General features: G+C 68.0%; 16 protein-coding genes and 1 tRNA gene. 6 read left to right on the top strand and 11 right to left on the bottom strand.

Going from position 1 to position 24956, the window contains the following annotated elements; all coding sequences use genetic code 11:
* Nucleotides 1-46 precede the first annotated feature (46 nt).
* Complete coding sequence (locus ASD67_RS05665; protein ID WP_056344579.1) at nt 47-1258, bottom strand: acyl-CoA dehydrogenase family protein; 1212 nt, start codon at nt 1256-1258, stop codon at nt 47-49.
* Nucleotides 1259-1335: 77 nt separating this feature from the next.
* Between ASD67_RS05665 and ASD67_RS05670 the strand changes: the two genes are divergently transcribed.
* Nucleotides 1336-2193: an oxygenase MpaB family protein gene (locus ASD67_RS05670; RefSeq protein ID WP_235535581.1), complete on the top strand. Its 858-nt coding sequence runs from the start codon at nt 1336-1338 to the stop codon at nt 2191-2193.
* 128 nt (nt 2194-2321) lie between these two features.
* A complete protein-coding gene (locus ASD67_RS05675; protein ID WP_056347057.1) occupies nt 2322-3293 on the top strand; it encodes an alpha/beta fold hydrolase in 972 nt (323 codons plus the stop codon).
* 23 nt (nt 3294-3316) lie between these two features.
* Here ASD67_RS05675 and ASD67_RS05680 read toward each other — a convergent pair whose 3' ends face one another.
* Nucleotides 3317-4822 carry an AMP-binding protein gene (locus ASD67_RS05680; RefSeq protein WP_082544867.1) on the bottom strand — a complete coding sequence of 502 codons (1506 nt, stop codon included), beginning with the start codon at nt 4820-4822 and terminating at the stop codon, nt 3317-3319.
* Nucleotides 4823-4922: 100 nt separating this feature from the next.
* Nucleotides 4923-10409, bottom strand: coding sequence for a beta strand repeat-containing protein (locus ASD67_RS05685; protein ID WP_056344585.1), 5487 nt, complete (start codon nt 10407-10409; stop codon nt 4923-4925).
* 372 nt (nt 10410-10781) lie between these two features.
* Between ASD67_RS05685 and ASD67_RS05690 the strand changes: the two genes are divergently transcribed.
* Complete coding sequence (locus tag ASD67_RS05690) at nt 10782-11399, top strand: response regulator (RefSeq protein WP_056344588.1); 618 nt, start codon at nt 10782-10784, stop codon at nt 11397-11399.
* On the opposite strand, the gene ASD67_RS05695 is transcribed toward ASD67_RS05690, so the two are convergent.
* From ASD67_RS05695 to ASD67_RS05725, 7 genes are all read right to left on the bottom strand, one after another.
* Nucleotides 11385-13643 (bottom strand): sensor histidine kinase, encoded by a 2259-nt coding sequence (locus ASD67_RS05695; protein WP_056344590.1) that lies wholly within the window; start codon nt 13641-13643, stop codon nt 11385-11387. The two genes, ASD67_RS05690 and ASD67_RS05695, sit on opposite strands and share 15 nt — an antisense overlap.
* A gap of 142 nt (nt 13644-13785) precedes the next feature.
* Nucleotides 13786-14808 carry an RNA 3'-terminal phosphate cyclase gene (gene rtcA, locus ASD67_RS05700; protein WP_056344593.1) on the bottom strand — a complete coding sequence of 341 codons (1023 nt, stop codon included), beginning with the start codon at nt 14806-14808 and terminating at the stop codon, nt 13786-13788.
* Nucleotides 14805-15587, bottom strand: a complete 783-nt coding sequence (locus tag ASD67_RS05705) for a nucleotidyltransferase domain-containing protein (RefSeq protein WP_056344594.1) — start codon at nt 15585-15587, stop codon at nt 14805-14807. Before ASD67_RS05705 ends, rtcA begins: the two co-directional genes overlap by 4 nt.
* Before the next feature lie 10 nt (nt 15588-15597).
* Nucleotides 15598-16071, bottom strand: a complete 474-nt coding sequence (locus ASD67_RS05710) for a hypothetical protein (RefSeq protein WP_056344596.1) — start codon at nt 16069-16071, stop codon at nt 15598-15600.
* A gap of 32 nt (nt 16072-16103) precedes the next feature.
* Nucleotides 16104-17330, bottom strand: a complete 1227-nt coding sequence (locus tag ASD67_RS05715; RefSeq protein WP_056344598.1) for an RtcB family protein — start codon at nt 17328-17330, stop codon at nt 16104-16106.
* Nucleotides 17331-17936: 606 nt separating this feature from the next.
* Nucleotides 17937-18001, bottom strand: a tRNA-Arg gene (locus ASD67_RS05720).
* Nucleotides 18002-18015: 14 nt separating this feature from the next.
* Complete coding sequence (locus tag ASD67_RS05725) at nt 18016-19563, bottom strand: vWA domain-containing protein (RefSeq protein ID WP_056344600.1); 1548 nt, start codon at nt 19561-19563, stop codon at nt 18016-18018.
* Between the two features lie 263 nt (nt 19564-19826).
* On the opposite strand from ASD67_RS05725, the gene rtcR reads away from it, so the two are divergent.
* Nucleotides 19827-21422 carry an RNA repair transcriptional activator RtcR gene (gene rtcR, locus ASD67_RS05730; RefSeq protein ID WP_056344602.1) on the top strand — a complete coding sequence of 532 codons (1596 nt, stop codon included), beginning with the start codon at nt 19827-19829 and terminating at the stop codon, nt 21420-21422.
* A gap of 342 nt (nt 21423-21764) precedes the next feature.
* The gene (gene rsgA / locus ASD67_RS05735; protein ID WP_200937986.1) at nt 21765-22775 is read left to right on the top strand and encodes a ribosome small subunit-dependent GTPase A; all 1011 of its coding nucleotides are present in this window, start codon (nt 21765-21767) and stop codon (nt 22773-22775) included.
* A gap of 70 nt (nt 22776-22845) precedes the next feature.
* On the opposite strand, the gene ASD67_RS05740 is transcribed toward rsgA, so the two are convergent.
* Nucleotides 22846-23523 carry a CerR family C-terminal domain-containing protein gene (locus ASD67_RS05740; RefSeq protein WP_056344605.1) on the bottom strand — a complete coding sequence of 226 codons (678 nt, stop codon included), beginning with the start codon at nt 23521-23523 and terminating at the stop codon, nt 22846-22848.
* An 86-nt stretch (nt 23524-23609) separates the two neighbouring features.
* Between ASD67_RS05740 and ASD67_RS05745 the strand changes: the two genes are divergently transcribed.
* Nucleotides 23610-24953 (top strand): oxygenase MpaB family protein, encoded by a 1344-nt coding sequence (locus ASD67_RS05745; protein WP_056344607.1) that lies wholly within the window; start codon nt 23610-23612, stop codon nt 24951-24953.
* The last annotated feature ends 3 nt before the right edge of the window (nt 24954-24956 follow it).

Genomic DNA, 24956 nt, shown 5'->3' on the forward strand with positions numbered 1-24956 from the left:
CGACGGTCCCCCTCCCCATCGCTGCGCGACGGGGAGGATTATGACCTCACAACCCCAGCACCGCCTTCGCCAATATATTCCGCTGGATTTCGTTCGACCCGGCATAGATCGACCCGGCGCGCTCGTTGAAATAGCGCAGCGGCGCCACCGCCTGCCACGCCGCACCGGTCACATGGCCGTCCCCGGGCACGACATGCGCCGGCACCGCAGCGCCCGGCATGCCCGCGTGCGGCTGGAACGCCAGCCCCGCCGGTCCCGCCGCCTCGCAGGCGAGTTCGGTGATATGCTGCGCCAGCTCGGTCGCCAGGATCTTGAGCATCGACGCCATGACGCCGACGCTTTCGCCCTGCCCCGCCCCCGACAGCAGTTTGAGCTCGATCATCTCCAATATGTCGACCCGGATGCGCGCCCTGGCGAGCTTGTGCGCGAACACCGCATCGCCCTCCATCGTCCCCTGCGCCTGCTTCGCCAGCGCATCGACGCGCATCGCCAGTGCCGGGGCATGCGCCGATCCGCCGCGTTCGAATTCGAGCAGATATTTGGCGACGCTCCAACCGCGATCGACTTCGCCGATGACATTCGCCCGCGCCGAGCGCGCATCGTCGAAAAACACTTCGGCCTGGATCTGCTCGCCCGAAATCATCGTCAGCGGGCGCACCGTCACCCCCGGCTGGTCCATCGGCACGAGCAGGAAGGTGATCCCCTGCTGCGGCCGCTCATGCTTCGATGTGCGCACGAGGCAGAAGATCCAGTTCGCCTCGCCCGCATGCGTCGTCCAGATTTTCGACCCGTTGAGCACGAAATCATCGCCATCCGCCACCGCCCTCATCTGCAGCGAAGCAAGATCGGACCCCGCCCCCGGTTCCGAATAGCCCTGACAGAAAAACACCTCGCCGGTCAGGATGCGCGGCAGGAACCAGTCCTTCTGCTCCGCCGTGCCGAACGCCGCAATAACATGCGCGACCATGTGGATGCCCATCGGCGAAACCGACGGCGCCCCGGCGCGCGCGCGTTCGCGGGCGTAGAGATAAAATTGCGCCGGGGTCCAGTCGCGCCCGCCATGTTCGGGCAGCCAGTGCGGCGCCGCCAGCCCCTCGGCGTGCAACCGCGCCTGCCAGTCCATCGACACATGATGGTCGGGATAGACGCTCGTCGCGCCCTCGGCACCGGCGCGCAGCTCGGGGGTCAGCGCGCGCGCCAGCAGCGCGCGCATCTCGGCCGCGAAAGCCTCTTCGTCGGCGCTCCAGTTCAGGTCCATCGTCTCGTCCGTTGCATATAGTTATCACATCTGATAACAACTTTTCCGACGGGGTCAATCGCGACCGGGGGATAAGCATGAACCGCATGACCAATATGGCGCCCGGCATGGCGATCGACTTCACCAAACCGGCGGGCGAAGCCGCGCTGCTCGCCCCCGATTCGCTGCAATGGCGTATCTTCAAAAACCCCGTCGCGATGGCGGTCGGCGGGGTCGCGGCGGTGCTGCTCGAATTCGCCGACGCGCGCATCCGCTCGGGGGTGTGGGACCATTCGATCTACAAGGTCGATCCGATCGGCCGCTCGCAGCGCACCGGCATGGCGGCGATGGTCGGCGTCTATGGCCCCGCCAGCGCCGCGCGCCGCGTGATCGGCGGGGTCAACCGCATGCATGCCAAGGTGTCGGGCGAGACGCCGAAGGGCGAGGCCTATACCGCGCTCGATCCCGAGCTTTTGAACTGGGTCTATGCCACCGCCCAATATGGCTTCCTCACTGCGTATCACCGCTTCGTCCGACCGCTGTCGGCTGCCGAGCAGGCGCGCTTCTGGGCCGACGGCCAGCCCGTCGCCGAGCTGTACGGCGTGACCTATACGCCGAAGTCCGAAGCCGAATTCCTTACCATGATGAACGAGCTGCTCCCGCGCTTCGAGCCGCACCCGATCAACGGCGAGTTCCTCGACATCATCCGCTCGGGCCGCGCCGCGCCTTCGGTGCCGCGCTTCCTGCACAAGGCGCTTGCGCGCGCCGCGGTGTCGCTGCTCCCGCCCGTGGTACGCGAACGACTAGCCCTCGGCCCCGAACATGACCTCGGCACCCGCGACCGGATCATGGTCAAGGCGATGGGCAAGCTCGCCGACCGGCGCAAGGACCCGTCCTCGCCCGCATGGCAGGCCGCCTTGCGCCTCGGCCTTCCGGGCGATACCGCCTGGCGGTGAACCCAATCGGATAATGGATCGTCATTGCGAGCGAAGCGAAGCAATCCAGAGCGGGTTACGCACGCTCTGGATTACCGCGTCGCTTCGCTCCTCGCAATGACGAAGCCTTTAGGGCAATGATCCACGCGATGAATCAGAGACCGCAGCTTTTCACCGCCCCCGACGGCGTCCGCATCGCCGCCGAGGTCGCGGGCTCCGGACCGCTCGTCCTGTTCGTCCACGGCTTCCCCGAACTGCGCCAGTCGTGGCACCGGCTCGCCCCGGCGGTCGCCGCCGCCGGTTATCGCACCGCCGCGATCGACGTCCGCGGCTATGGCGACAGCGACCGCCCCGAAGCGATCGATGCGTATCGCATGGAGGCGATCGTCGCCGATCTCGTCGCGGTCGCCGATGCCCTCTCGCCCGAGGCGCCGGCGACGCTCGTCGGCCACGACTGGGGCGCCTCGATCGTCTGGAACAGCGTCATGGCGCGCCCCGACCGCTTCGGCGCGGTCGCCGCGCTGTCGATCCCCTGGCTCGGCCGCGCCGCCGCGCCGTTCGACGCGATGTTCAAGCGCCGCTTCACCGACAAGGGCCGCTTTTTCTACCAGGCCTATTTTCAGGAGCCCGGCGTCGCCGAGGCCGAGCTCGAGGCCGATCCGGCGCGTTTCCTCCACGCCTTCTATCACAGCATCTCCGGCGACGCCGCGCCCGGCGACTGGCCGAACGACAAGCCGCATGGCGCGAAACTGCTCGACGGCATACGCTTCCCCGACACGCTCCCGGCATGGCTCGACCCCGGCTATTTCGCGCATGCCTCCGCGACCTTCGCGCGCACCGGCTTCGCGGGAGCGCTGGGTCGCTATCGCAACCATGGCCGCGATTTCGACTGGGCGGGTGGGTTCGACCCCGTGATCCGCCGCCCCGCTTTGTTCATCGGCGGCAGCAGCGATCCCGCGCTGGTGCTCGGCACTGCCGACCCGGTCCCGCTGATGCGCGCGGTCGTGCCCGACCTCGAGGCGCATATGCTCGCGGGTTGCGGCCACTGGACGCAGGCCGAACGCGCCGCCGAGGTCGAGGCCTTGCTCATTCCCTGGCTCCGGCGCACCGTCCCCGCCTGACCTGCCTAAGCTCGTCTAAGCGCTCAGATGCTCCGCCCCGCCGCGGCCCAATAGGGATCGCGCAACAGCCTTTTGCGGATCTTCCCCGTCTCCTCGCGCGGCAGCGCGTCGGTGAGCTCGATATGCCTGGGCACCTTGTACGACGCGATCCGGCTGCGCAGCGCGGCGCCGATGCCTTCCGCCGTCAGCACCGCGCCCGCTACCGGCTCGACCACCGCGAGCAACGCCTCGCCGTTGATTTCGTCGGGAATGCCGAACACCGCGCAGTCGGCGACCCCCTCGACCGTCTGCAGCGCCGCCTCGATCTCGGCGGGATAGATGTTGACGCCTCCCGAGATCACCAGGTCGCGCTTGCGGTCGCACAGGAACAGCCGCCCGTCGGCGTCGAGATAACCAAGATCGCCCGACGCCAGATAGCCGCCGCGGTCAAGCGCGGCGCGGTCGGCCTCGCGCCCCAGATAGGTGAAATCGGGATAGCCGGCGTTGCGCGACTGCACCTCGCCGACCTCACCCGTCGGCACCGGCTCGCCCGCATCGTCGACGATACGGATTTCCACTCCCGGAATCGCCTTGCCGACCGTGCCCGGATAGGCACGCCATTCGCCGCTCGACACATGGGTGATCGGCCCCGCCTCGGTCGATCCATAATATTCCTCGATCACCGGCCCCAGCCAGTCGATCATCCGCGCCTTGACGTCGGGCCCGCACGGCCCGCCCGCGTGCAGCACGAATTGCAGCGACGACAGGTCGTGCGCGCCGCGCTGCTTGTCGGTCAGCGCGAGCAACCGGCTGAACATCGCGGGGACCGCATAAAGATGGGTAATGCCATAAGTCTCAATATCGGCGAGCAGCCGCAGCGGGTCGAAACGCGGCGGCAGCAGGAGCAGGTCGGCGAGCGCGGCGGCGCGGTGCGCGAACAGGTTCGGCGCGGTGTGATAGAGCGGCGCGGGCACCATCACCCGCGCCCCCGGCCCGATGCCATAGATGCGCGACCGCATCGCCTCGCTCGCCGCGACCTGTTCGGGCTTCGGCGGCTGGCGCTTCACGCCCTTGGGATGACCGCTGGTGCCCGAGGTATAGATCAAGGATTCGGCGGCGGGCGGCGACGCCAGTGTCCAGGGCTCGGCCGCCGCGAGCGCCGCGTCCCAATCCGCGCCCACCACGGCGGGAGGGGTCAGCCGATAGGCGGCGGCAATCGCCGGCGGCACCGGCACCACGATCGCCGGGCAGGGCAGGGCATCGGCGACACGCGCGAGCAGGTCGGCATGCGCGACCAGCAGCCGCGCCCCGCAATCCGCGACGACATACAGGATTTCCTCGGCCGAAAAATGCCAGTTCACCGGAACGCAATAAGCCCCGAGGCGCCGGCACGCGAGGCACGCCTCGATGAAGGCGATGTCGTTGCGCAGCAGGATCGCGACGCAATCGCCCGCCCCGACCCCGCGCGCGGCGAGCGCTCCCGCGGCGCGGTCGATGCGCTCGCCCAGCACCGCGCCGTCGATGGCCCGGTCGTCGGTAATGATCTGCAAAGGCCCGCTCCCACAAACAATCGCGCGCCGTATCGGTGATACGGCGCGCGACCATGGAACAAGCGGGTTCAGTCCACAATAGTTCGTATACTAATTATATTCAAAAGCCGAACGCCACCCCGACCCGCCCGCCGGTCGATCCCTTGACCGTCGACCCGGCGATGCCGCCGCTGACATAGACGCGCGGGGCAAGCCGGACCACCGCGGCGCCCGAGAAGCCCTGTTCGCCGCGATAGGTCGCGAGGTTGAACGAGACCGAGACGTCGCTGTCGGGCACGATCATCGTGCCCCCCATCGCCATCGCGGTCGCGATGCCGCCGTTCGCCTGCACCGCATGGCGTTCGAGCACCAGCGTGCGCTGGTCGAGCGCCGCGGTCTGCTGTTCGAGCAGGTTGACCCGGTTCGGCAGCCCGCCGAGCGTCGCGATGTCGAGCGCCGAGGTGCCGAGATTGCCCGCCGCATCGGTGGTCAGCAGCCTGAGCGTGCCGCTCTGCGCCGCATTGCTTGCCGCCGACCCGACGCCCGAGAGGGTGTAAGTGCTCGCCGAATTGCCGAGCGCGACCTGCCCCGCGCGGCTCGCGACCGCGCCATTGCCGATCGCCACCGACCCGTCGCCGGTCGCGCTGCTGGCATTGCCCAGCGCCACCGCCCCGGTGCCGATCGCGCTGTTGTTCGCGCCGAGCGCGACCGCGCCGGTCCCGGTCGCGATGTTCGGATCGCCGATCGCCACCGCGCCATTGCCCGATGCGACATTGCCCGCGCCGATCGCCACCGCCTGGCCGTTGATCGCGCGGGCATTGGCGCCCATCGCGACCGACTGGTTGCCGCTGGCGACCGAACCCGGCCCGACCGCGATCGCGTCGACCCCCGTCGCCTGCGGCCCCGGTCCGGTGCTGTTGGCGCGGAAATAGGCGCCGTTGGCGAGCGCGGTGTTCGCGGTGCTCTGCGCTGCCGCCGCTTCCGAACGCGCCGTCGTCGCGGTCAGCTGCGCCGCCGCGGCTTCGGTGCGCGCGGTGGTGGCGGTCGCCTGCGCTACCCCGGCATTGGCGAAGGCGGCATCGGCGCGGTCCTGCGCCGTCGCGGCATTGGCGCGCGCCGTGTCGGCCTGTGCCTGCGCCGCGGCCGCCTCGGTTCGCGCGGTATCGGCGGTCGCCTGCGCCGCCGCGGCGGCCGCGGCATTGGTCTGGCCCGCCGCGAGCGCCTGATCGGCGGTCGCCTGCGCCGCATCGGCATTGGCGAACGCCGCATCGGCGCGGGTCTGCGCTGCGGCCGCTTCGAGGCGGGCGGTATCGGCCGTCCCCTGCGCCGCCGCCGCTTCGAGCCGTGCCGTATTCGCCGTGCCCTGCGCCGTGGCGGCATTGACCAGCGCCGTGTTGGCGGTGCCCTGCGCCGCGATCGCCGCATTTTGCGCGGTGGCGGCATTGGCGAGCGCGGTGTTCGCGGTGCCTTGCGCGGCGTTCGCGCTCGATTGGGCGGTCGCCGCATTGGCGAGAGCGCTGTTGGCCGTGCCCTGTGCAGCGGCCGCCGCGCCCTGTGCCGTGGCCGCATTCGCCAGCGCCGTATCGGCGGTGCTCTGCGCCGCCGCCGCCGAGGCCGCGTTGGTCGCATTGCCGGCCAGCGCCGCATCGGCCGTCGCCTGCGCGGTCGCCGCATTGGCCAGCGCCGTGTTTGCGCTGCCCTGCGCGGTAGCGGCATTGGCGAGCGCGCTGTTCGCGGTCCCCTGCGCTGTCGCGGCATTGGCGAGTGCCGTGTCGGCGGTCGACTGCGCCGTGCCGATCGCGACCGATTGCGCCGCAATCGCGCCGTTCAGCTGATCGAGATTGACGGCGTCGGTGCCCATCGTGCCGGCGGCGACATTGGTGATGACGCGCTCCGCCCCGGGGTTTCCGATCGACACGCTATTGGCGCGTCCCGCGACGGAACCCCTGCCAAGGGCAACCGAATTTTCGCCGATCGCAACCGCATCGGCGCCCAGCGCGGTGCTGTTGATGCCATTCGCCCACGCCGACTTGCCGACGGCGGTCGCGCGTTGCGCAATGGCCCGGCTGTCTTCACCGGTCGCGGTCGCGAACAGGCCGCTGGCCCGCGCGCCATAGCCGGTCGCGGTCGACTGACCGCCGGTCGCCCGGCTGTCCTGGCCCGTCGCAGTGGAAAATTCGCCCGTGGCGCGGCTGGCCTGCCCGGTCGCCGTCGAGCTGCTCCCTGTTGCCATGCTGTCCTGCCCGGTCGCCGTCGCGGCGTTGCCGGTGGCCATGCTGCCTTGCCCCGTCGCCGTGGAAAAGTCGGCGCTGGCCTGACTGGCTTGGCCGGTCGCAGTGGACTGATCGCCGGTCGCCGCGCTTTCCTGTCCCGTCGCGGTGGACTGGGCGCCGCTCGCTTCGCTGGCCTGTCCGGTTGCGGTGGACCCAGCGGTCGCGCGGGCGCGGGCCCCGGTTGCCGTCGAATATTCGCCCGAGGCCAGGCTGTTCATTCCGATGGCCGTGCCGAGCAGCCCCGTCGCCTCGGCCCCCGCACCGATCGCGATGCTATCGTCCTGCGTTGCTTTCGCCGCTTCGCCGATCGCAATGCTGCCGGTGGCCGATGCGCGCGCCTCGCCACCCAGCGCGATGGCACTTCGTCCGTTGGCCATGCTGAGATTGCCGATCGCGACCGCGCCGTTGCCCGACGCGATATTGCCGGTGCCGACGGCGGTCGACTTGCCGTTATTGGCAAGGGCACCGGCCCCGATGGCGGTCGCGCCATCGGTGATCGCCTGCGCGGCGGGGCCGCTGCTGTTGAACGCCACATAGGGGTTCGCCCCCGCCGCCACGCCGGCCAGCCCGGCGTTCAGCTGGCCGAGGTTCACCGCGTCGGTCGCCGCCGTCCCGGCGCCGACATTGGCGATGATGCGCTCGCCCCCAGCCACGCCCACCGACACCGTATTGGCGCGATCGGCAATCGAGAAGCTGCCCAGCGCCACGCTGTTCAGCGCGATGGCCTGGGCATCGCTGCCCAATGCGGTCGACAAATCGGTGCTCGCCAGGCTGTCGCGGCCCAGTGCCGTGCTTTGGAACCCCTGGGCGCGGGCGAAGGTGCCCGTGGCGGTCGCGCCCTCCGCGCTGGCTTGGGAGATGAAGCCGGTTGCCGTGGCGTCCATCGCCGATGCCGTGCTGCCGGCTCCGGTTGCGGTCGATTGCAGGCCGGTCGCGTGCGCGAAGTCGCCGGTGGCGGTGCTGCGTCCGCCTGCTGCGTCGGTGAAACTGCCCGTTGCCGTCGAAAAGACGCCGCTGGCCAGCGAACCGACGCCGGTGGCGCTGCTGTTGTCGCCATTGGCCTGCGCGCCGACGCCGGTCGCGGTGCTGTTCAGCCCGGTCGCGCGGCTGAGATTGCCCGTCGTCGTCGACCCGATCCCGCTGGCGATGCTGTCGCGGCCCGTCGCGGTGGCACGCTCGGCGGTCGCCTGCGCGAAGGTGCCGGTGGCGGTCGCGCCGACCCCCGACGCGACGCTGACGAAGCCGGTGGCGGTGGCATCCATCATCGTTGCCTGGCTGCCCGCACCGCTCGCGGTCGATTGCAGCGCCGTCGCGTGCGCAAAATCGCCGGTGGCGGTGCTGCGGCCTCCCGAAGCCTCGGTAAAGCTGCCCGTCGCGGTCGAAAATGCTCCGCTGGCCAGCGCGCCCGAACCCGTGGCGCTGCTGCTCTCCGCCGTCGCCTGCGCTCCGATGCCGGTCGCGGTGCTGTTCAGGCCGGTCGCGCGGCTGAGGTTGCCCGTCGTCGTCGACCCCACCCCGCTCGCGATGCTGTCGCGCCCGGTCGCGGTGCTGCGCTCGCCGCTCGCCTCGGCAAAAGTACCCGTCGCGGTCGCGCCGATCCCCGTCGCGCGGGCACCCCAGCCGAGCGCGACCGCATCCATGGCGGCGGCGCGGCTGAAGGCGCCGATCGCGATGGCATGCGCGGCGGTCGCGCGGCTGTCGGGGCCGATCGCGATCGTGTCGGCCGCCGTCGCCTGCGAAAGCCCGCCGATCGCGACATTGCCGTCCGACGAAGCCGCCGCCTGGTCACCCATCGCGATCGCCGAATTGCCGGTCGCGCTGCTCAGATTGCCGAGCGCGATAGCGGCGGTGCCGGTCGCTATGTTGTCCGCGCCGATCGCCACCGCGCCGGTGCCAGTCGCCGTGTTCGGATCGCCGATTGCCACCGCGCCGTCGCCCGAGGCGACATTTTCAAAGCCGATCGAAGTCGCCTTGCCGTCCTTGGCCACCGCGCCCGATCCGATCGCGGTCGACCCGTCGGCCTGCGCCTGCGCGCCGCCGCCGGCGGCGAAGCTGTCGTCGCCCATCGCCTGCGCCGCCGATCCGCCGCCGCCCACACCGACATAGGGATTGCTGCCCGCCACGACACCCGCGATGGCGGCGTCGAGCTGCGCCACATTGACCCCATCGGTCGCGGCGGTCCCGGCAGCAAGATTGGTCAGCTGGCGTTCGCCGCCCGCCGTGCCGATCGACACGCTGTTGGTCCGATCGGCGAGCGACCCGCGGCCAAGCGCGACGCTGTTGGCGCCGGTGGCATTGGCAAAGACGCCCACCGCCGTCGCATCGTCGGCGCTGGCGACCGAATAGGCGCCCAGCGCGCTCGATTCCTCGGCGGTCGCCTGTGCGCCCGTCCCGATGGCGGTCGCGTTGAGATTGCCGGTGGCGCGCGCGCTGGTGCCGAGGGCGGTGCCCTGATTGCCCGCCCCCGCGCCGCTGCCGACTGCCACCGCGTTCAAAAAGGCGAGCGAATCATAGCCCGTCGCCACCGAGTTGAAGCCCGACAGCGCATTGGCGCCGACCGACGTCGATTGCTGCCGCGTCTTGGTGTTGAACCCGATCGCGGTGGCGTTTTCGCCCTCCGCCGACGCGATGGCGCCCAGCGACGTGGCATTTTCCGAGATCGCCTGCGCGCCGGTCCCCACCGCCGTGGCGTTGAGATTGCCGGTAGCGCGCGCGTTGGTGCCGATGGCCGTGCCCTGGTTGCCCGCCCCCGCGCCGCTGCCGACCGCCACCGCGTTCAGGAAGGCCAGCGAATCATAGCCCGTCGCGACCGAGTTGAAGCCCGACAGCGCATTGGCGCCGACCGATGTCGATTGCTGGCGCGTCTTGGTGTTGAACCCGATCGCGGTCGAATTTTCGCCCTCGGCCGATGCGATCCCGCCCAGCGCGGTGGCATTTTCCGACACGGCCTGCGCGCCGGTCCCCACCGCGGTGGCGTTGAGATTGCCGGTGGCGCGCGCGTTGGTGCCGATGGCGGTGCCCTGGTTGCCCGCTCCCGCGCCGGCGCCGATCGCCACGGCATTCAGGAAGGCCAGCGAATTATAGCCCGTCGCGACCGAGTTGAAGCCCGAGAGCGCGCCGCTGCCGATCGAGGTCGATTGCTGGCGGGTCGCGGTATTGGCACCGACTGCGGTCGAATCCTCGCCATCGGCTTCCGCATTGATGCCGCATTCGGTCGCGTTGAGCGCGGACCCGCTGTTGCACTCGGGCGTCGGGTCGGCATGCGCCGGCATCGCCAGCGACAGAGCGAGCGCCGCGGGTGCGGCGGTGAAAAGCAGCTTGGTGGTCTTGCGCATCGGTAATCCCCTAATCCTCGCCGCGCGGGGGCGGCTGCGATGAAAAACGCGACCTGGGGCTTCGCTCGTGCGGCGCAGATGTCCCCGCGTCAGCCGCCGGCGCACCCGCATCGGTCCGCCGCGCATGCTGTCATGGGGTAAGACGGGAAACGCCGGCCGAACCGGACACGGCGCCCGCAGAAAAATTGCCGGCACCTGCCGGCGCCGCCCGATGGGTTCGCAAACGCCGGGCGCAGCGGTTGATAAAAGGACCAAAGCCGGACCGGTTGGCATGGCCACCCGGCGGCGGCATCGCCCCGAAGATTATTCGGGTTGCGGCCGGCCGCCGCCGTGGGGCATGCGCGTTCGATGCGCTTTGGAATGGACGCCGCAATGACCGCCAAGCATCAAATCCTGATCGTCGACGATCACGGCATCACGCGAAGCGGGCTGAAACTGCTGTTTGCGGCGCACGAACGTTATGCGGTGGTCGGCGCGCTCGATCGCGGCGCGCTGGTCAACGCCTTTGTCCAGTCGCAGCCCGTCGACCTCGTCATCCTCGACCTCAACCTGCCCGACGTCCGCGGCGTCAACGTGCTGGCCGAGATCGTCGGATCGCGCGACATGACGGTGATCGTCCTGACCGGCGAAACCCTGCTGGGCGAGATCGATTATGCGCTGAAGCTCGGCGCGCGCGCGGTGGTGAGCAAGGCCGATCCGCCCGACCAGATCGTCGCGGCGTGCGACGCGGCGCTCGCCGGCGACATTTTCATATCGGACCATATGCGCGAAGCGCTCGGCAAGTATCAGCAGCCGCCGGTCGCGCTGTCGTCGCGCCAGATGGCGATCCTCCACTATCTGGGACAGGGCGAGAGCAACAAGGAAATCGCCTACCGCCTGTCGATCGCGCAGCCGACCGTGTCGTTCCATATCGCCGAAGTGCGGCGCAAGCTCGACGTGCCGAACAACCGCAAGATCGTCGAGCGGGCGCTGGAACTAGGCCTGCTCTGACGCCCCGAACGCCGGGTGCGCGAGGAGTTCGCGGCACGGCGGCTTGATGATCGCCAGCCCGACCATGTCGCCAAGGCGGCCGCGGGTCACCGTCGTGTCGTCATAGGTCAGCGCGGCGATCCTGTTGCGCGGCATCGCGGCGGCCGCCAGCCCGGCGTCGAAGGCCTGGCGCTGGTCGAAATCGAGGATGAGCCAATCGCGCAGCCCGGCCTGCAACGTGGCGGTCGAACAGGGGCTGACCTCGGCGAAGGCGCAGGGCAGGACGATGCGAAGCGCGGTCCCGGCCTCCGACGAGGCGACGATTTCGAGCGAGCCGCCCAAGCCGCCGATCAGCCGCTTTGCCGCGCGAAAGCCCGAACCGGTGCCGTGCATGCTCTCGTCGGCGCGCAGCCGGGCGGCGCCGTCGCCGTTCAGCGCCGCGACGATCGCGGCGGGCATTCCCCGGCCGCTGTCGGTGATCGCGATGACCGCGGCCGTATCGCGGCGTTCGACGACGACATGCGCGCCGCCCGTCTCGGTATATTGATACGCGTTGCCCAGGAGGTTGGCGAGCGCGCGCATCAACAGCGGCTTGTCCGAGATCAGCTGGATGTCGCCGACGACGCGCGTTTCGAGCGACAGCCCCTTGTCGGCGAAGGGCGCCTTGAACATCATCTGCAGCGGTTCGACCAGCGCCCGCGCCTCGAAGGCGCCGAGCGCGAGGAATCCCGTGTCGCTGCCGATGATGTTGGCGCCCGACATCGTCGTCGAGACGATCTCGCCCAGATAGGTCGCCGAACTTTCGAGCATGTCGGTGAGTTCGCGATGAACCCCGGCCTCGTCGCCGCGCCGCAGCACCTCGACCGCGCTGTTGAGCGCCAGGATCACCTGCCGGCTGTCGTGCCCCGACGCGTGCAGCAAGGCGTTCTGGCTGTTCACCGTCGCAAGCGCGAAGGCCTTTTCCTCGGCCAGCCGCGCCGCGCGTTCGCTGATTTCGACCCGCTCGGCCAGCGAGCTGGCATAGTTGCGGTCGGCGGCGAGCTTGTCGTTCTGGATCTTCTTGAGATTGAGGCCGAGCGCGAGCGTGACCATGATCGATTCGAACAGCCCGACCGGTCCGGCGAGATGCCAGTTGATCGGCAGCCAGGCGAAGAGCCCCATCGAAGCGACGGCGCCATAGATGATGAAGACCGCGAGGCTGCCCCAGCCGACGAACAGCGGCCAGAGCTGGCGGCCGAGCTGCTGCATCGCGGCAAAGCCGACGAAGGGGAGGAACAGCGCGACCGAAATCGCGACCAGCCAGCCGCCGACGTGCAGCGACTGGCGAAACCCGGGTGGGTAGTACGCCAGCGCGGGCTGCAGCGCCATGATCAGCAGCGCCGCGCCGATCAGGATGCGCAGCGCGATGTCGCGGCGCGGGAAAAGCTGCGGCGTCCGGATAAAGCTGCGGCAGAACTGGGCCATCGCGGCGGCGAAGCCGCATTTGAAGAGATCCTCGATCGCGACCCCGGCCAGCGGACGATCGGCGAGGAAGAAGATGGTGATATAGCCTTCCGAATGCACGGTGTTGAGCGCGAAGAAGCCCTGCGCGACCGCGAGCCAGATGAACTCGCGATGCCCGGTGATCGAGAAGAAGAGGAAGTTCAGCAGGACCAGCGCGACGACACCGGACACCACGCCCGAAACCATCGCAACGTTCGCGCGCCGCTCATCGAAGAAGGTCCCGTAGCTGCTGATCTTGAGCGGAAGATAGGTCGAATTTTCCGACAGGAAATCGATGACGAGAAGCTTTTCCTGCCCCGGATCGAGCACGAATTCGGTGCTGAACGCCTGATAGGTTCGCAGATTTTCGCTCGCCGCCTCGGCATTCGATCCGTCCACGAGGAGCGTGAGCCGGTCGCCCGTCATTTCGTACAGGCGGAAATAGGTGAGCGACCCGCGTCCGGTGCTGAAAATCCAGCTGCCCTGATGGTCGCCGACGTTGCGGACTTTGACCATCACCATCGTCTTGCGGCCGGGCGGTCCGAAATGGATCGTCGATCCGGTGATACGCGCGAGCGGTTCGGCGAGCACGCTCGCCGCATCGATCGTGGCGGGATGCGCGGTCCCGGTCTTGTAGCGAACATAGCGCGCGAGCGCGGGCGCCTCCTCGCCGGTGCGAAGCTCCACCGTCGGCATGGCCCCCGCCGCAGCCGCCGCCCGGGTGGGCGACAGCCAGGCCAACAGCACAAGCGCGATGATCGCGATCCAGTGTTTCGTCGGCATGTCGCAAGACCAGTCGCGCGCTGACCGGGTAAAGTCAATTTTCACGGCGGACGAAGGCCGCGGCCCCGGTGCCGCGCGGCGGGTGAAGGCCCCTCTTGCCGCCGCGCGGTTCGGAAGACCGGCTGGTCGAGCCGAACATATCCTAGGCGCTGACCACCTCGACCAGCGTCGCCCCGTCCTCGCACGAACGGAACCGGAAACCGCGTCCGACAAAGTGCGCGACGAGCGCCGCCGCGGTCAGCGTGTGCTGACTCACTTTCACCGTCGAAAACACGCCGTCCCCCGCCAGCGCGAACGGGAGCAGAAGCTGGTCCTGCAGATAGGGTCCCGCAAAGGCGTCGCAGGCGAGATAGCCGCCCATCCGCCGCGCGGCGGTCTTGGCAAGCCGCTCGGCCGGAACCCCGATCTTTCCGAATGCCGACATCACTTCGGTCACATGCTCGAACGCCGCCTCGAGGATCAGGGCATTCCCCGGCCCCTGCTCGGCGGGAAGCTGCCGGGTGGCGAAGGCGTCCTCCGGCCAGTCGGCCAGCGTCTTGGCCGCGGTCTTGAGTTCGCGGTCGCCGACGTCGAACGGAATGCCCGCCAGGATCGCGGTCGCGCCGACGCGGCGCAGGCCGCCACGCGCCAGGCACGCGATCGGGCGCAGCGGCGCCGGCACGATGTCGACCTCGATCCGCCCCCCGCCGCGCGGGAAAAAGCCATGCCGCACCAGCCGCGCCGACACCGTCGGGCCCATGCGGTTGATGACCGGCAGCAACGTGCGCTCGAGAAATTCGAACGGCGGCGCCGCCATCGCATGCGTTCCGCCCTCGATCACGAGGCGCGACGGCGCATCGGCGAGCATCAGCGGCACCAGGATCGTCTGGAGGACCAGCCCGGTGCTGCCCGCGGTGCCCACCGCGAAATGATAGTCGCCCGGCGTCACCCGGCCGGGACGAAAGGACAGGCTGTTCGATCCCACGGCCAGCCCGGTGCATTCGGCGCCGCCGATCACGCACGCGGCCTCGATCGCGGTCACATGCTGGCGCATCAACCCCGGCTTCTCGCGCCCGCCGCGAATATTCTCGATCGTGAAGGGCGTGCCCGTGAGCAACGCGAGCGCACACGCATAGCGCAGCACCTGCCCCCCGCCTTCGCCTTCCGATCCGTCGATGATGATCATGTGTCTTCTACCAATTCCAGAAACAGGTCGTTCGCCTCCGCCGCGAAGGCTTCGCTTGTCGGGCGCGCCGGCACTTCGTCCGCACGCCCCAGTTCGTCGGCGATCAGCGCGTCGATCTCGGGCAAGCGCGCGATAGGTCCGGCCTCGCGCGTATCCGCCTTCATCGCCACCAGCCGCTCGATCTCGCCCGCCAGCGAAGCGGAAAGGTCGGCCTCGGCCATCAATTGCTGCAATTGCATCGGCGGCCGGCGCGACGGATCGCGCCGCAGCACACGGATCGCCAGCGCCGGGCGCAGCGCATAGAAATAACGCTTCACCGCGACCTCGCTCTCGTCCTGCAGCCAGCGCGCGATCGCCGTACGCCCGAGTTTCGCATAGTGCAGCGCGAAGCCGTTGGGATCGAAATGCCGATCTTTCAGTTCCGCCATGCGCGCGACGAAGGGGTCGGGGTCGCGATATTCGATCGGCGATCCGATCCATTCGGACAGCACCGAATTGTTGCGCAGCATCAACCCCAGCGCCTTGCGGATATCCCAGCCGTTGAGGTCGATCTCGTCGACGATCGGCCGTTCGATCACGTCGCGCACCGGGCTGAGCGCCAGATAGTCGCGGCGCGGCCGGACATAGAGGAAGCGCACGTCATAATCGCTGTCGGGCGACGGGAAACCCCACGCCCGCGACCCCGATTCGATCGCGAGCAGCAGGCGCACGCCATCTTCCGCCTCGACGGCGGACAGGCGGGTTTCGATTTCTTGCCGGATGGCGGGTTCGATACTCATCTTTTTCCAACTATTGTTCATAACGCCCGGCGGACCGAGGCATCCACCAGAACCACCAGCCCTTTTCCTTGCGATCGTCGGACGTCGCTATGCCGAAATCGCCGATCCCGACTTCCACTTCGGCAAAAGCCGCTCGCAGGTCGCAAAGCCGGCTGTTCCCAACGGTTAGGATCAGCCTGTCGCCGTCCTCCTCCATCGCAAGATCGCCAGCATCGGGTTCGAATGCGATCCGCATCGAAGCGAAGCGATCCGCCTTAAGCTCGCCGAAGTTGGGAGCGGAAGAGATCGCATCCGTCACCTGCACGAGCTTCAAAGTCCGATGACAGGCCTCACCGCCAGCCATCCGGTCGATGAGGTCGCAGATCGAACGGCACCCCGCCGGATCGCCGGTGAAATGCCATTCGCCCGCATGCTTGTTGCGTTTCGGATAGCGCCAGACGAAAATCTGGCCGTCCTGTCGCCATTCGGCCACCCGGTCGTGCATCGCAGCCCCCGATGATAGCGGCGTGAAGGGGATCACCCCTTCACGCACACCACCTGCTTCAGCGTATGGACGATCTCGACGAGGTCGGCCTGAGCCGCCATCACCGCCTCGATCGGCTTGTACGCCTTCGGCGTCTCGTCGATGACGCCTTCGTCCTTGCGGCATTCGACCCCCGCGGTGTCGGCGATATGCTCGTCGAGGGTGACGAGCTTCTTCGCCGCGGTGCGGCTCATGACACGACCCGCGCCATGGCTGCAGCTATCGAAGCTTTCCGGGTTGCCCAGCCCGCGCACGATGAACGATTTCGCGCCCATCGATCCCGGGATGATCCCCATCGTGCCTTTCGCCGCGCGCACGGCACCTTTTCTGGTGACGAGGACATTCTCGCCGAAGTGATTCTCGCGCGTCACATAATTGTGATGGCAGTTCACCGCTTCGGCTTCGGCCTCGAAGGGCTTGGCGATCTGGCGCCGCAGCGCCGCGATCACATTCGCCATCATCATCCGCCGGTTCAGCGCCGCAAAGTCCTGCGCCCAGCCCACCGCCTCGACATAATCGTCGAAATGGTCGGTCCCTTCCGGGAAGTACGCCAGATCTTCGTCGGGCAGGTTGATGAACCACTTGCGCATATCCTTCTTCGCCAGTTCGATGAAGTAGGTGCCGATCGCATTGCCGACGCCGCGCGACCCCGAATGGAGCATCACCCACACCCGCGCCTCGGTATCGAGGCACAGCTCGATGAAATGGTTTCCCGTCCCGAGCGTCCCCAGATGCGTGAGGTTGTTGGTGTTCTTCAGCCGCGGATGCTTGGCGACGATATGGCCGAAACGCTCGGCGAGCGTCGCCCAGGCGTCGACGATCGCCGCCGGCGGATCGCCCCACGAACCGGTGTCGCGCTTGCCGCGCCCGACCGACCGGCCGTGCGGCACCGCCGCCTCGATCGCGCTGCGGATGCCCTCGAGCGTGTCGGGCAGGTCGTGCGCCATCAGCGTGGTGCGCGCCGCCATCATGCCGCAGCCGATGTCGACCCCGACCGCCGCCGGAATGACCGCGCCCTTGGTCGGGATCACCGATCCGACGGTCGCGCCGATGCCGACGTGGACGTCGGGCATCGCCGCGACATGCTTGAACACGAACGGCATCTGCGCCGCCTTGCGAAGCTGCGCGCGCGCCATGTCCTCGACGGGCACGCCGCGGGTCCACATCTTGACCGGGCGTCCGCCCTCGACGTTCAGCACTTCATAAGTCGTCTGGGTCATGGCTGACCTCCTTCTTTCATCATCTTCATGGTGCCGGCGACGAGGCGTGGCGAGACATTTTTCCTGAGCTACTCCGGCAAGCCGGGGGCGGACTTGAACCGCCGACCTTCCACCCGGGGGTGGACGCTCTGACCCTGTAGTCCCGCCGGCATTCGCCGACTGTTGTCCGGGTACTGGCAACGAGAGTTGATGAGACATTCAAGCCAGCGCGTAGGCGGAGCCCGCCACTGGCACCTTTGGAATGTAGTCCCACCGGCATTTGCCAGCCTATGTCGGTTCCGGCGACGAAAGATCAGGGACGAGACGGCCCAAAGCCCATCGTGACAGGATGTAGTCCCGTCCCGCATTCGCCGGAGTTTGGGTCGCCGTGGCGACGAGTTTTGGTGAGACGGCGGTCCTTAAGCTACGTTCCAGCGGCGGGATTCGAACCCGCATCTCCCCAGTCCGTTTCCGGGGCTGGGGCGCTTTACTCGTTGGACCTCGTTTGGGATGTAGTCCCACCGGCATTCGCCACGGCAATCCTGAAATTCATTGGCGTCACGGCGACGAGGGATGGAAAAGACATGCCCTAGGGCTGGTGCTCTATCCGCTGAGCTACTGTCCGTTTCCGGACAAGCGGGATTCGAACCCGCGACCCCCACATTCGAAGTGTAGTCCTTTCCGGCATTCGCCGTGACGCTTTTCTTCAAACCTCCGTTTCGTTGACGATCTCGACCCAGTCGCGCGTTTCGCCGGAAGCGAAGCGGGCCATGGCGTCGAAGACCGCGTCGGTGAAGCCACCGACATTCATGATGTCCTTGCGATCTTTCGCCTGCGTGGTGCCATAGGGCTGGATGTCGATGCAGATCAGCTTCGCGCCCGGGTTGCGGGCCTTCAGCTTGTTCCACTCGTTCATCGTCGCCGTGGCGCCGCGCCGGGTCGGGTCGATCCAGCTTTCGTTGTCGGACACGATCACCACCGTATCGACCTTCGCCCGCTCGGCATTCAGCCGGGCAAGCGGGGCCGACACATTGGTGCCGCCGCCGCCGATCGCCGCCAGCCGTGCCGCGTTGACCGCGACCCGCGCCTTGGGATCGAGCGCCACGCCGACGACGTCGACATCGAACGGCATCACCCGCGCCTGGCGGTTGGTACGCAGCACCGCCGCCGCGACCAGCGCCGCGATGTCGATGCAGCGGACGACCGAGGTCGCCCCCTTGCGGTACCCCGTCGCCGCCGAGCTCATCGAGCCCGAGACGTCCGGACAGACCACGACATGGCCCGCCAGCACCGGAACCGTCGCGAGCGACAGTTCGAGCGCCTCTTCGAGCGCCGCCTGGACACGCAGCGGAACCGCCTCGCCGACCTGGCCCATCGCCACCATCAGCTGATACGGCGCCGGGCGAACCCGGGCGATCGTATCGGCATCGGCTAGCCGCGCTGCGACCTTGGCGGTCGCCCACTTCACGTCGAACGCGCCGTTGCGCGCCAGCGTGTTGAGGTTCATGCGCAGCGCCTGCCAGCCCATGCGGCCCGCAAGCTCGGCCCACTGACCGGCAGTCAGCGGAAAGGCGGTGAGCCATTCGAACGGCACCGGCGGCAACGCCCCCTTGGGGTCGCGCTTCCAGGCCTCGAACGCCGCGATCTCCGCCGGCAGCGCCGCGACATCATAGGGCTTGCCGATCAGCCAGCCGTAAAAGGCGCGGCGGTCGGCCGAAGCCGGCGCCGGGTGGACCATGCGGACGATGTCGGCGAGGCTCGGGTCGTTGCCCGTCGCCGCCGCCATCAATTGCGGCATCGAAGCCTTTTCCAGCCATTCGCGGACGAGCCGCTTCGGACGCGACCCGAGCGAACGGCGGCCGACCTGGCCCGAACGCATGATCTGCACGAAGTTGCGCAGCATGCGGCCATTGTCGATGACGCGGCCGACCACCGGGACCGCGAGGTCCGGATCGGCGACGGTCAGGTATGCGGCGAGCAGCGCCGGCATATCCTTCATCGCCCCCGACTTGCGGGCATAGACCGCGGCCTTGGCGACGAAATCGGGCGACACCGCGCGCGCCGCCGACAGGACGTCGGCGAGCTGCGCGTCGGCGCCCGAATAGAAACCGTCCGACAGCGTGCCCGTTGCGGCAAGCTGCGCGAGCTTGGCTTCGGGGCCATAGGCATAGGCGGCCCCGCCGGCCTCGTTCACCGCGTCGGTGCGCGGCAGGAAGCGGGAGAATGCCGCCGAAAAGAGAGTCTTGTTGGCCATCGTCCAACTCCTTCGAAATCTTGTCGGAGCCTGGGGGCGGCCGGCCCATTCCGGCCGCCCCTTGCTCCGCTGCTGCCGGGGACGTGAACCCGACGCCAACAGAGTTGCAGGAGGCGTGCCAAATGCGCGGCAACCGAGAAGTATTCGATCAACTATATGATTTTAGACAATAATAAAAATGAGCGCAGCAAAGGCTCGCATGGCGCACAATCGAAAATTCGATGATCTTGTATCGTCTCTTATAAATTTGTATAAATTCATCCATGAAGCCCGTCACCGTCATCGGATTCCTCGGCTCGACCCTCGACGCCGCCAAGTTCGGCCCCTCGCGCTGGAACAAGTGGCGCCCGACGGTCAGCATCTGCATGCAGGAGGATCTGCGCGTCGACCGCTTCATCCTGCTCCACGGCAGCTACCACCGCCGCCTCGCCGAGTTCGTCATGGACGACATCCGCGACGTCTCGCCCGAAACCGAAGTCGTGCCGCACATCCTCGACTTCGACGACGCCTGGGATTTCGAGGAGGTCTATGGCAAGCTGCTCGACTTCGCGCGCGACTTTCCCTTCGATCCCGACACGCACGACTATCTGGTCCACATCACCACCGGCACGCATGTCGCGCAGATCTGCCTCTTCCTGCTCAGCGAGGCACGCTACCTGCCCGGCCGCCTGCTCCAGACCCAGCCGCAGCGCGGCGCGCCGCAGCCGGTCGGGACATGGAACGCCATCGACCTCGACCTGTCGCGCTATGATTCGATCGCGACGCGCTTCGCCGAGGCGAGCGCCGAGAGCACGAGTTTCCTGAAAAGCGGCATCGAAACGCGCAACCCCGCCTTCAACCGGATGATCGAAGAGATCGAACAGGTCGCGGTGCGCAGCCGCGCGCCGATCCTGCTGATGGGGCCGACCGGCGCCGGCAAGAGCCAGCTCGCGCGCAAGATCTACGAACTCAAGAAGCTGCGCCACCAGGTCAGCGGGCCGTTCGTCGAGGTCAATTGCGCGACGCTCAAGGGCGACAGCGCGATGTCGGCGCTGTTCGGCCACCGCAAGGGCGCCTTCACCGGCGCCGCGCAGGATCGCCCCGGCCTGCTCAGGAGCGCCGACAAGGGGCTGCTCTTCCTCGACGAGATCGGCGAACTCGGCCTCGACGAACAGGCGATGATCCTGCGCGCGATCGAGGAAGGGCGCTTCCTCCCCGTCGGCGCCGACAGCGAGGCGAAAAGCGACTTCCAGCTGATCGCGGGCACCAACCGCGACCTCGTCGGCGAGGTCGCGGCGGGCCGCTTTCGCGACGACTTGTTCGCGCGGCTGAACCTCTGGACCTTCGCGCTGCCCGGCCTCGCCGACCGGCGCGAGGATATCGCCCCCAATCTCGACTATGAACTCGAACGCTTTGCGCAGCGCGAGGGTTCGCGCGTCACTTTCAACAAGGAGGCGCGCGATCGCTATCTCACCTTTGCCGAGAGCGCGGCGGCGAAATGGCAGGGCAATTTCCGCGACCTCGCCGCCAGCGTCACTCGCATGGCGACGCTCAGCGATACCGGACGGATCGACCGCGACGCGGTGGGGTTCGAAATCGCGCGGCTCGGCGCGACCTGGAGCGCCGAAACGCCGCAGGGCGACAGTCTCGCCCGGATCCTGACCCGCGCAGAACTCGCCGCGATCGATCCGTTCGACCGCGTCCAGCTCGCCTTCGTCGTCGAAGCGTGCCGCGGCGCCCGATCGCTGTCCGACGCCGGACGCACCTTGTTCGCGGTTTCGCGGGAACAGCGGACCAGCACCAACGACGCCGACCGGCTGCGCAAATATCTGGCGCGCTTCGATCTGGACTGGGCGGCGGTTCGGTCGCCCACCGCGTAATGAGGCCGGGGACGCCGCATGAGCCGGCAAAGGAAGATGGTCTCAAACAGCTTGCACAATGCGATGGGACTCCTACATTCATCCTATCGTCAACAAGCGAAAGGAGGTGGTCGAATGTCTCATTGTCACACGCCGCATGCGGCAGAATTGAGCGCGACCTTCCCCGCGGGGGTCCAGCTCGGCTAAGCTGTCCGCGACAGGCAAGACAATGGAAGGGCTGCTCCGGACGGAGCAGCCCTTTGTTGTTGGGGCGACTCGTCGAACGCGATAGGCGCAGCTTTGCTACGATGCGCCCGGGACCCGCACCCGGTCGACCAACAGGAAGGATATGGCCTCAGCCGCATGACACCGCCCGATGACACCCCGCCCGAAAAGACGCTGGAAGCGCTCGGCTGGAGGCCCTGGTTCGCCGAGCAGGTCACGCCCGAGGAGGCCGGGCTTTGCCTTCCGGTGCGGGTCATGGCCGTCCACCGCGGCAAGATCGCCGTCGCAGGCGCGGGGTTCCGGTGCTTTGTCTCGCCCTATATTCCCGGCGCCGGCCCAATGGACGATCATCCGACGGTCGGCGACTGGCTGCTGGTCGATCGCGCCACGATGCTCCCCGTCCGTGTCCTTGGCCGGCAGAATCTGTTCAAGCGGCGCGCGCCGGGCGACCCGCGCAAGGAGCAGATGATCGCCGCCAATGTCGACACGCTGTTCATCACCGCCTCGTGCAACCAGGATTTCAGCGTCGCCCGGCTCGAACGCTATCTCGTGCTGGCGCGCGAGGTCGGCGTCGCCCCGGTGGTGGTGCTCACCAAGACCGACCTGACCGACACCCCGGAGACCTTCGCGGCGGCGGCGCGCGCGATCGAACCGGGATTGCGCGTCGAAACCGTCGATGGCCGCGACCCGGCCAGCGTCGCCAGGCTCGCATCCTGGTGCGGCAAGGGCGAAACCGTCGCGCTGCTCGGGTCCTCGGGCGTCGGAAAATCGACGCTCGTCAACACGTTGCGAGGGTCCGACAGCATCGCCACCCAGGCGATCCGCGCCGCCGACGGCACCGGGCGCCACACGACCACGGTGCGCGAAATGCACCGGCTCGACCAGGGCGGCTGGCTGCTCGACACCCCCGGCATGCGCGAACTGCAACTGGCCGACGCGGCGGCCGGGATATCGGAGGTGTTCGACGACTTCATCCTCGCCGCACAGGACTGCCGCTTCTCGAATTGCGCGCATGGCGTCGAACCCGGCTGCGCCGTCCGGGCGGCGATTGCCGAGGGCACGCTGAGCGCCGAGCGTTTCGAGCGCTGGCGCAAGCTGGCGAACGAGGAGCGCGACAATGCCGCGCATCCCGCAAAGCCGCGCCGATAGCGGGCTTCGGTCGGCGCTTCCTCTCGCGAACCGCTACCCCTTTAATCCCGAAATCCGCAGCGCGGCCGGCCTAGCCCTGCTCGAGAGACCCGATCTGCCCATCGAGCGCCGCGATCACCAGCGCGGTGTAGTCGGCCTTTCCCGCCGTGCGGGCGATGACGGGCAGGCCCGAGAGGAAACCCGTCAGGCTCGATATCATCAGCACCGCGCGCACCTGCGCCTCGGTTTCGGTCAGCCGTCCGCCGGTCGCCTGCACGATCAGGTCGGTGGCGAGCTCGATGCCCGGGCGCCACAGTTCGGCATAGAGAATCTCGAAGGCGGGGCCCGGACTCGCAATCTCGCGCTGGACGAACAGCGACGGATTCTGCGCGCCGGGCGTCGAGAGGAGGAAGCGGGCCAGCGCCGCGAACAGCCGCTTGAGCAGGGTGCGGGCCGCATCGGGGGTCAGCGCTTCCTGCAACGCGGCATAGGATGTCAGCGCCACCGCGCCCATGCCTTCGCGATAGCGCGCGACGATTGCGTGGGCGCAGGCGAGATAGAGGCCGCGCTTGTTCCCGAAATAATAGGTCAGCGCCGGCAGGTTGACGCCGGCTTCCTTGGCGATCTGCCGCGTCGTGACGCTGGCGAAGCCGCTGTTTCCAAACGCGGCGAGCGCCACGGCGAGGATGCGCGTCCGCGTCTCCTCGCCCTTGCGATAGCCGTCGGAGGCAGTGCGGAGCGGTGCGACCGGGGTTGCTTGGCGGGTCATCGGCAGGGTGTCGTCCGTTTCGCTTGAATTTATATCAGTTGATATATATGATCCTCGCCATCTCGTCGAGAGGGAGATGGACATTGATGACACGCGCGGCGCTCGACACTCTGTGGGCCAGGGTCGAATCCCAGCGGGACCATGTGCCCGCGATGTATGGCAAGGTCGATTTTCGCGCCGTTCCCGAGCGCTTCACCGCGACGCCGGGCGACCCGACCGCGCTCTCGGGGAAATATGATCGCGACCGCGATGCGCTGCTCGCCGATCCCGACCGGATCGAGTTCATCCGCGCCTATACGATGATCGGCGATGCGACCGCCGACGCCTATGCCGCGCTGATGCGCGAACATGGATTCCGCGCGCTCGTCGACATGCTCACCCGCGCCTGCGACGAGGGTATCGAGCATGTGCCCGATGCGCCGCCCGAACTCGTCGCCTTCATCCGCGACATGGAACGGGTTCCCGACTGGCTCGACATGAAGCTGGTCGAGGAGGGCGCGCGGATCGATCGCAATTCGGCGGCCAATTTCGGCCCGTTCATCATCCGCGGCGCCTTCATTGCGACCTTCATGAACAAATATGCCGCCTTGCCGATGGCGATCACCGGCACGCTGTCGCAACAGACGGCGGCGCGGCGCGTCAAGGATACGGCGACCTTTTTCACCACCTCGCTGTTGCCGGGGGCGCTGGAACGCTTTGGCCCCGGTTTCAAGGCGGCGGCGATGGTGCGGCTGATGCACTCGATGGTGCGCGCCAATGTCCTGCGGCGCCCGAAGGACTGGGACATGGGGGTCTATGGCATTCCGATCCCGCAGGTCGACCAGATGCCGGCGGGTCTGATCTCGGTCTTCCTCCTGTCGTACAAGATGATCGAGGAGGGGCGTCACGAATTCACCCCCGCCGAGCGGGCAACGGTCGAACTGGCGCGGTATCGCTGCTTCCTGCTCGGCCTGCCCGAGGAGTTGCTCGCCGATACGCCGCAGGGAATCGTCGACCTGATGAATGCGCGGAGCGGTACGCTGCGCAGCGGCTATGACGACGATACGTGCGGCGTATTGCTGCGCGCGACGATGGCGGCGGACCTGCGTCCCGACGATTCGCTTGGCGCCCGAATCCACGAAACCTTCGAGCGCGCCTTTGCCAAGCTGTTCTTCGTCAAGAGCTTCATGGGCGGCGACAAGGCGAAGGCGGCCTCGATCGGCGTCGATCTCACCGCCGGGGATGTCGCGCTGGCGGCGATCGCGGGGCTGTTCATCTATGCACGGGTCCGGCTTTACGCTCTCGCGGCGCATATTCCGGGGCTGCGCGGGGTGGCCGACCGGCGACTGATCGCGAAGCTGAAGACGCAGCTCGCCAGCTATGGCCATGCCGATTTCACCACCGACGCGGCGCAATATCGCCCGTCGGCGACGCCGGTCCCTGCCGAATGATTG

The organism is Sphingopyxis sp. Root1497 (assembly GCF_001427085.1).
GTDB lineage: Bacteria > Pseudomonadota > Alphaproteobacteria > Sphingomonadales > Sphingomonadaceae > Sphingopyxis.

Coding starts and splice junctions, on each gene's coding strand:
- ASD67_RS05715 (WP_056344598.1), bottom strand. CDS start 17,330: ATGACCCAGACGACTTATGAAGTGCTGAACGTCGAGGGCGGACGCCCG.
- ASD67_RS05695 (WP_056344590.1), bottom strand. CDS start 13,643: ATGCCGACGAAACACTGGATCGCGATCATCGCGCTTGTGCTGTTGGCC.
- ASD67_RS05740 (WP_056344605.1), bottom strand. CDS start 23,523: ATGACCCGCCAAGCAACCCCGGTCGCACCGCTCCGCACTGCCTCCGAC.
- ASD67_RS05670 (WP_235535581.1), top strand. CDS start 1,336: ATGAACCGCATGACCAATATGGCGCCCGGCATGGCGATCGACTTCACC.
- ASD67_RS05705 (WP_056344594.1), bottom strand. CDS start 15,587: ATGAGTATCGAACCCGCCATCCGGCAAGAAATCGAAACCCGCCTGTCC.
- rtcR (WP_056344602.1), top strand. CDS start 19,827: ATGAAGCCCGTCACCGTCATCGGATTCCTCGGCTCGACCCTCGACGCC.
- ASD67_RS05665 (WP_056344579.1), bottom strand. CDS start 1,258: ATGGACCTGAACTGGAGCGCCGACGAAGAGGCTTTCGCGGCCGAGATG.
- ASD67_RS05710 (WP_056344596.1), bottom strand. CDS start 16,071: ATGCACGACCGGGTGGCCGAATGGCGACAGGACGGCCAGATTTTCGTC.
- ASD67_RS05745 (WP_056344607.1), top strand. CDS start 23,610: ATGACACGCGCGGCGCTCGACACTCTGTGGGCCAGGGTCGAATCCCAG.
- ASD67_RS05690 (WP_056344588.1), top strand. CDS start 10,782: ATGACCGCCAAGCATCAAATCCTGATCGTCGACGATCACGGCATCACG.
- rsgA (WP_200937986.1), top strand. CDS start 21,765: ATGACACCGCCCGATGACACCCCGCCCGAAAAGACGCTGGAAGCGCTC.
- ASD67_RS05725 (WP_056344600.1), bottom strand. CDS start 19,563: ATGGCCAACAAGACTCTCTTTTCGGCGGCATTCTCCCGCTTCCTGCCG.
- ASD67_RS05675 (WP_056347057.1), top strand. CDS start 2,322: ATGAATCAGAGACCGCAGCTTTTCACCGCCCCCGACGGCGTCCGCATC.
- ASD67_RS05685 (WP_056344585.1), bottom strand. CDS start 10,409: ATGCGCAAGACCACCAAGCTGCTTTTCACCGCCGCACCCGCGGCGCTC.
- rtcA (WP_056344593.1), bottom strand. CDS start 14,808: ATGATCATCATCGACGGATCGGAAGGCGAAGGCGGGGGGCAGGTGCTG.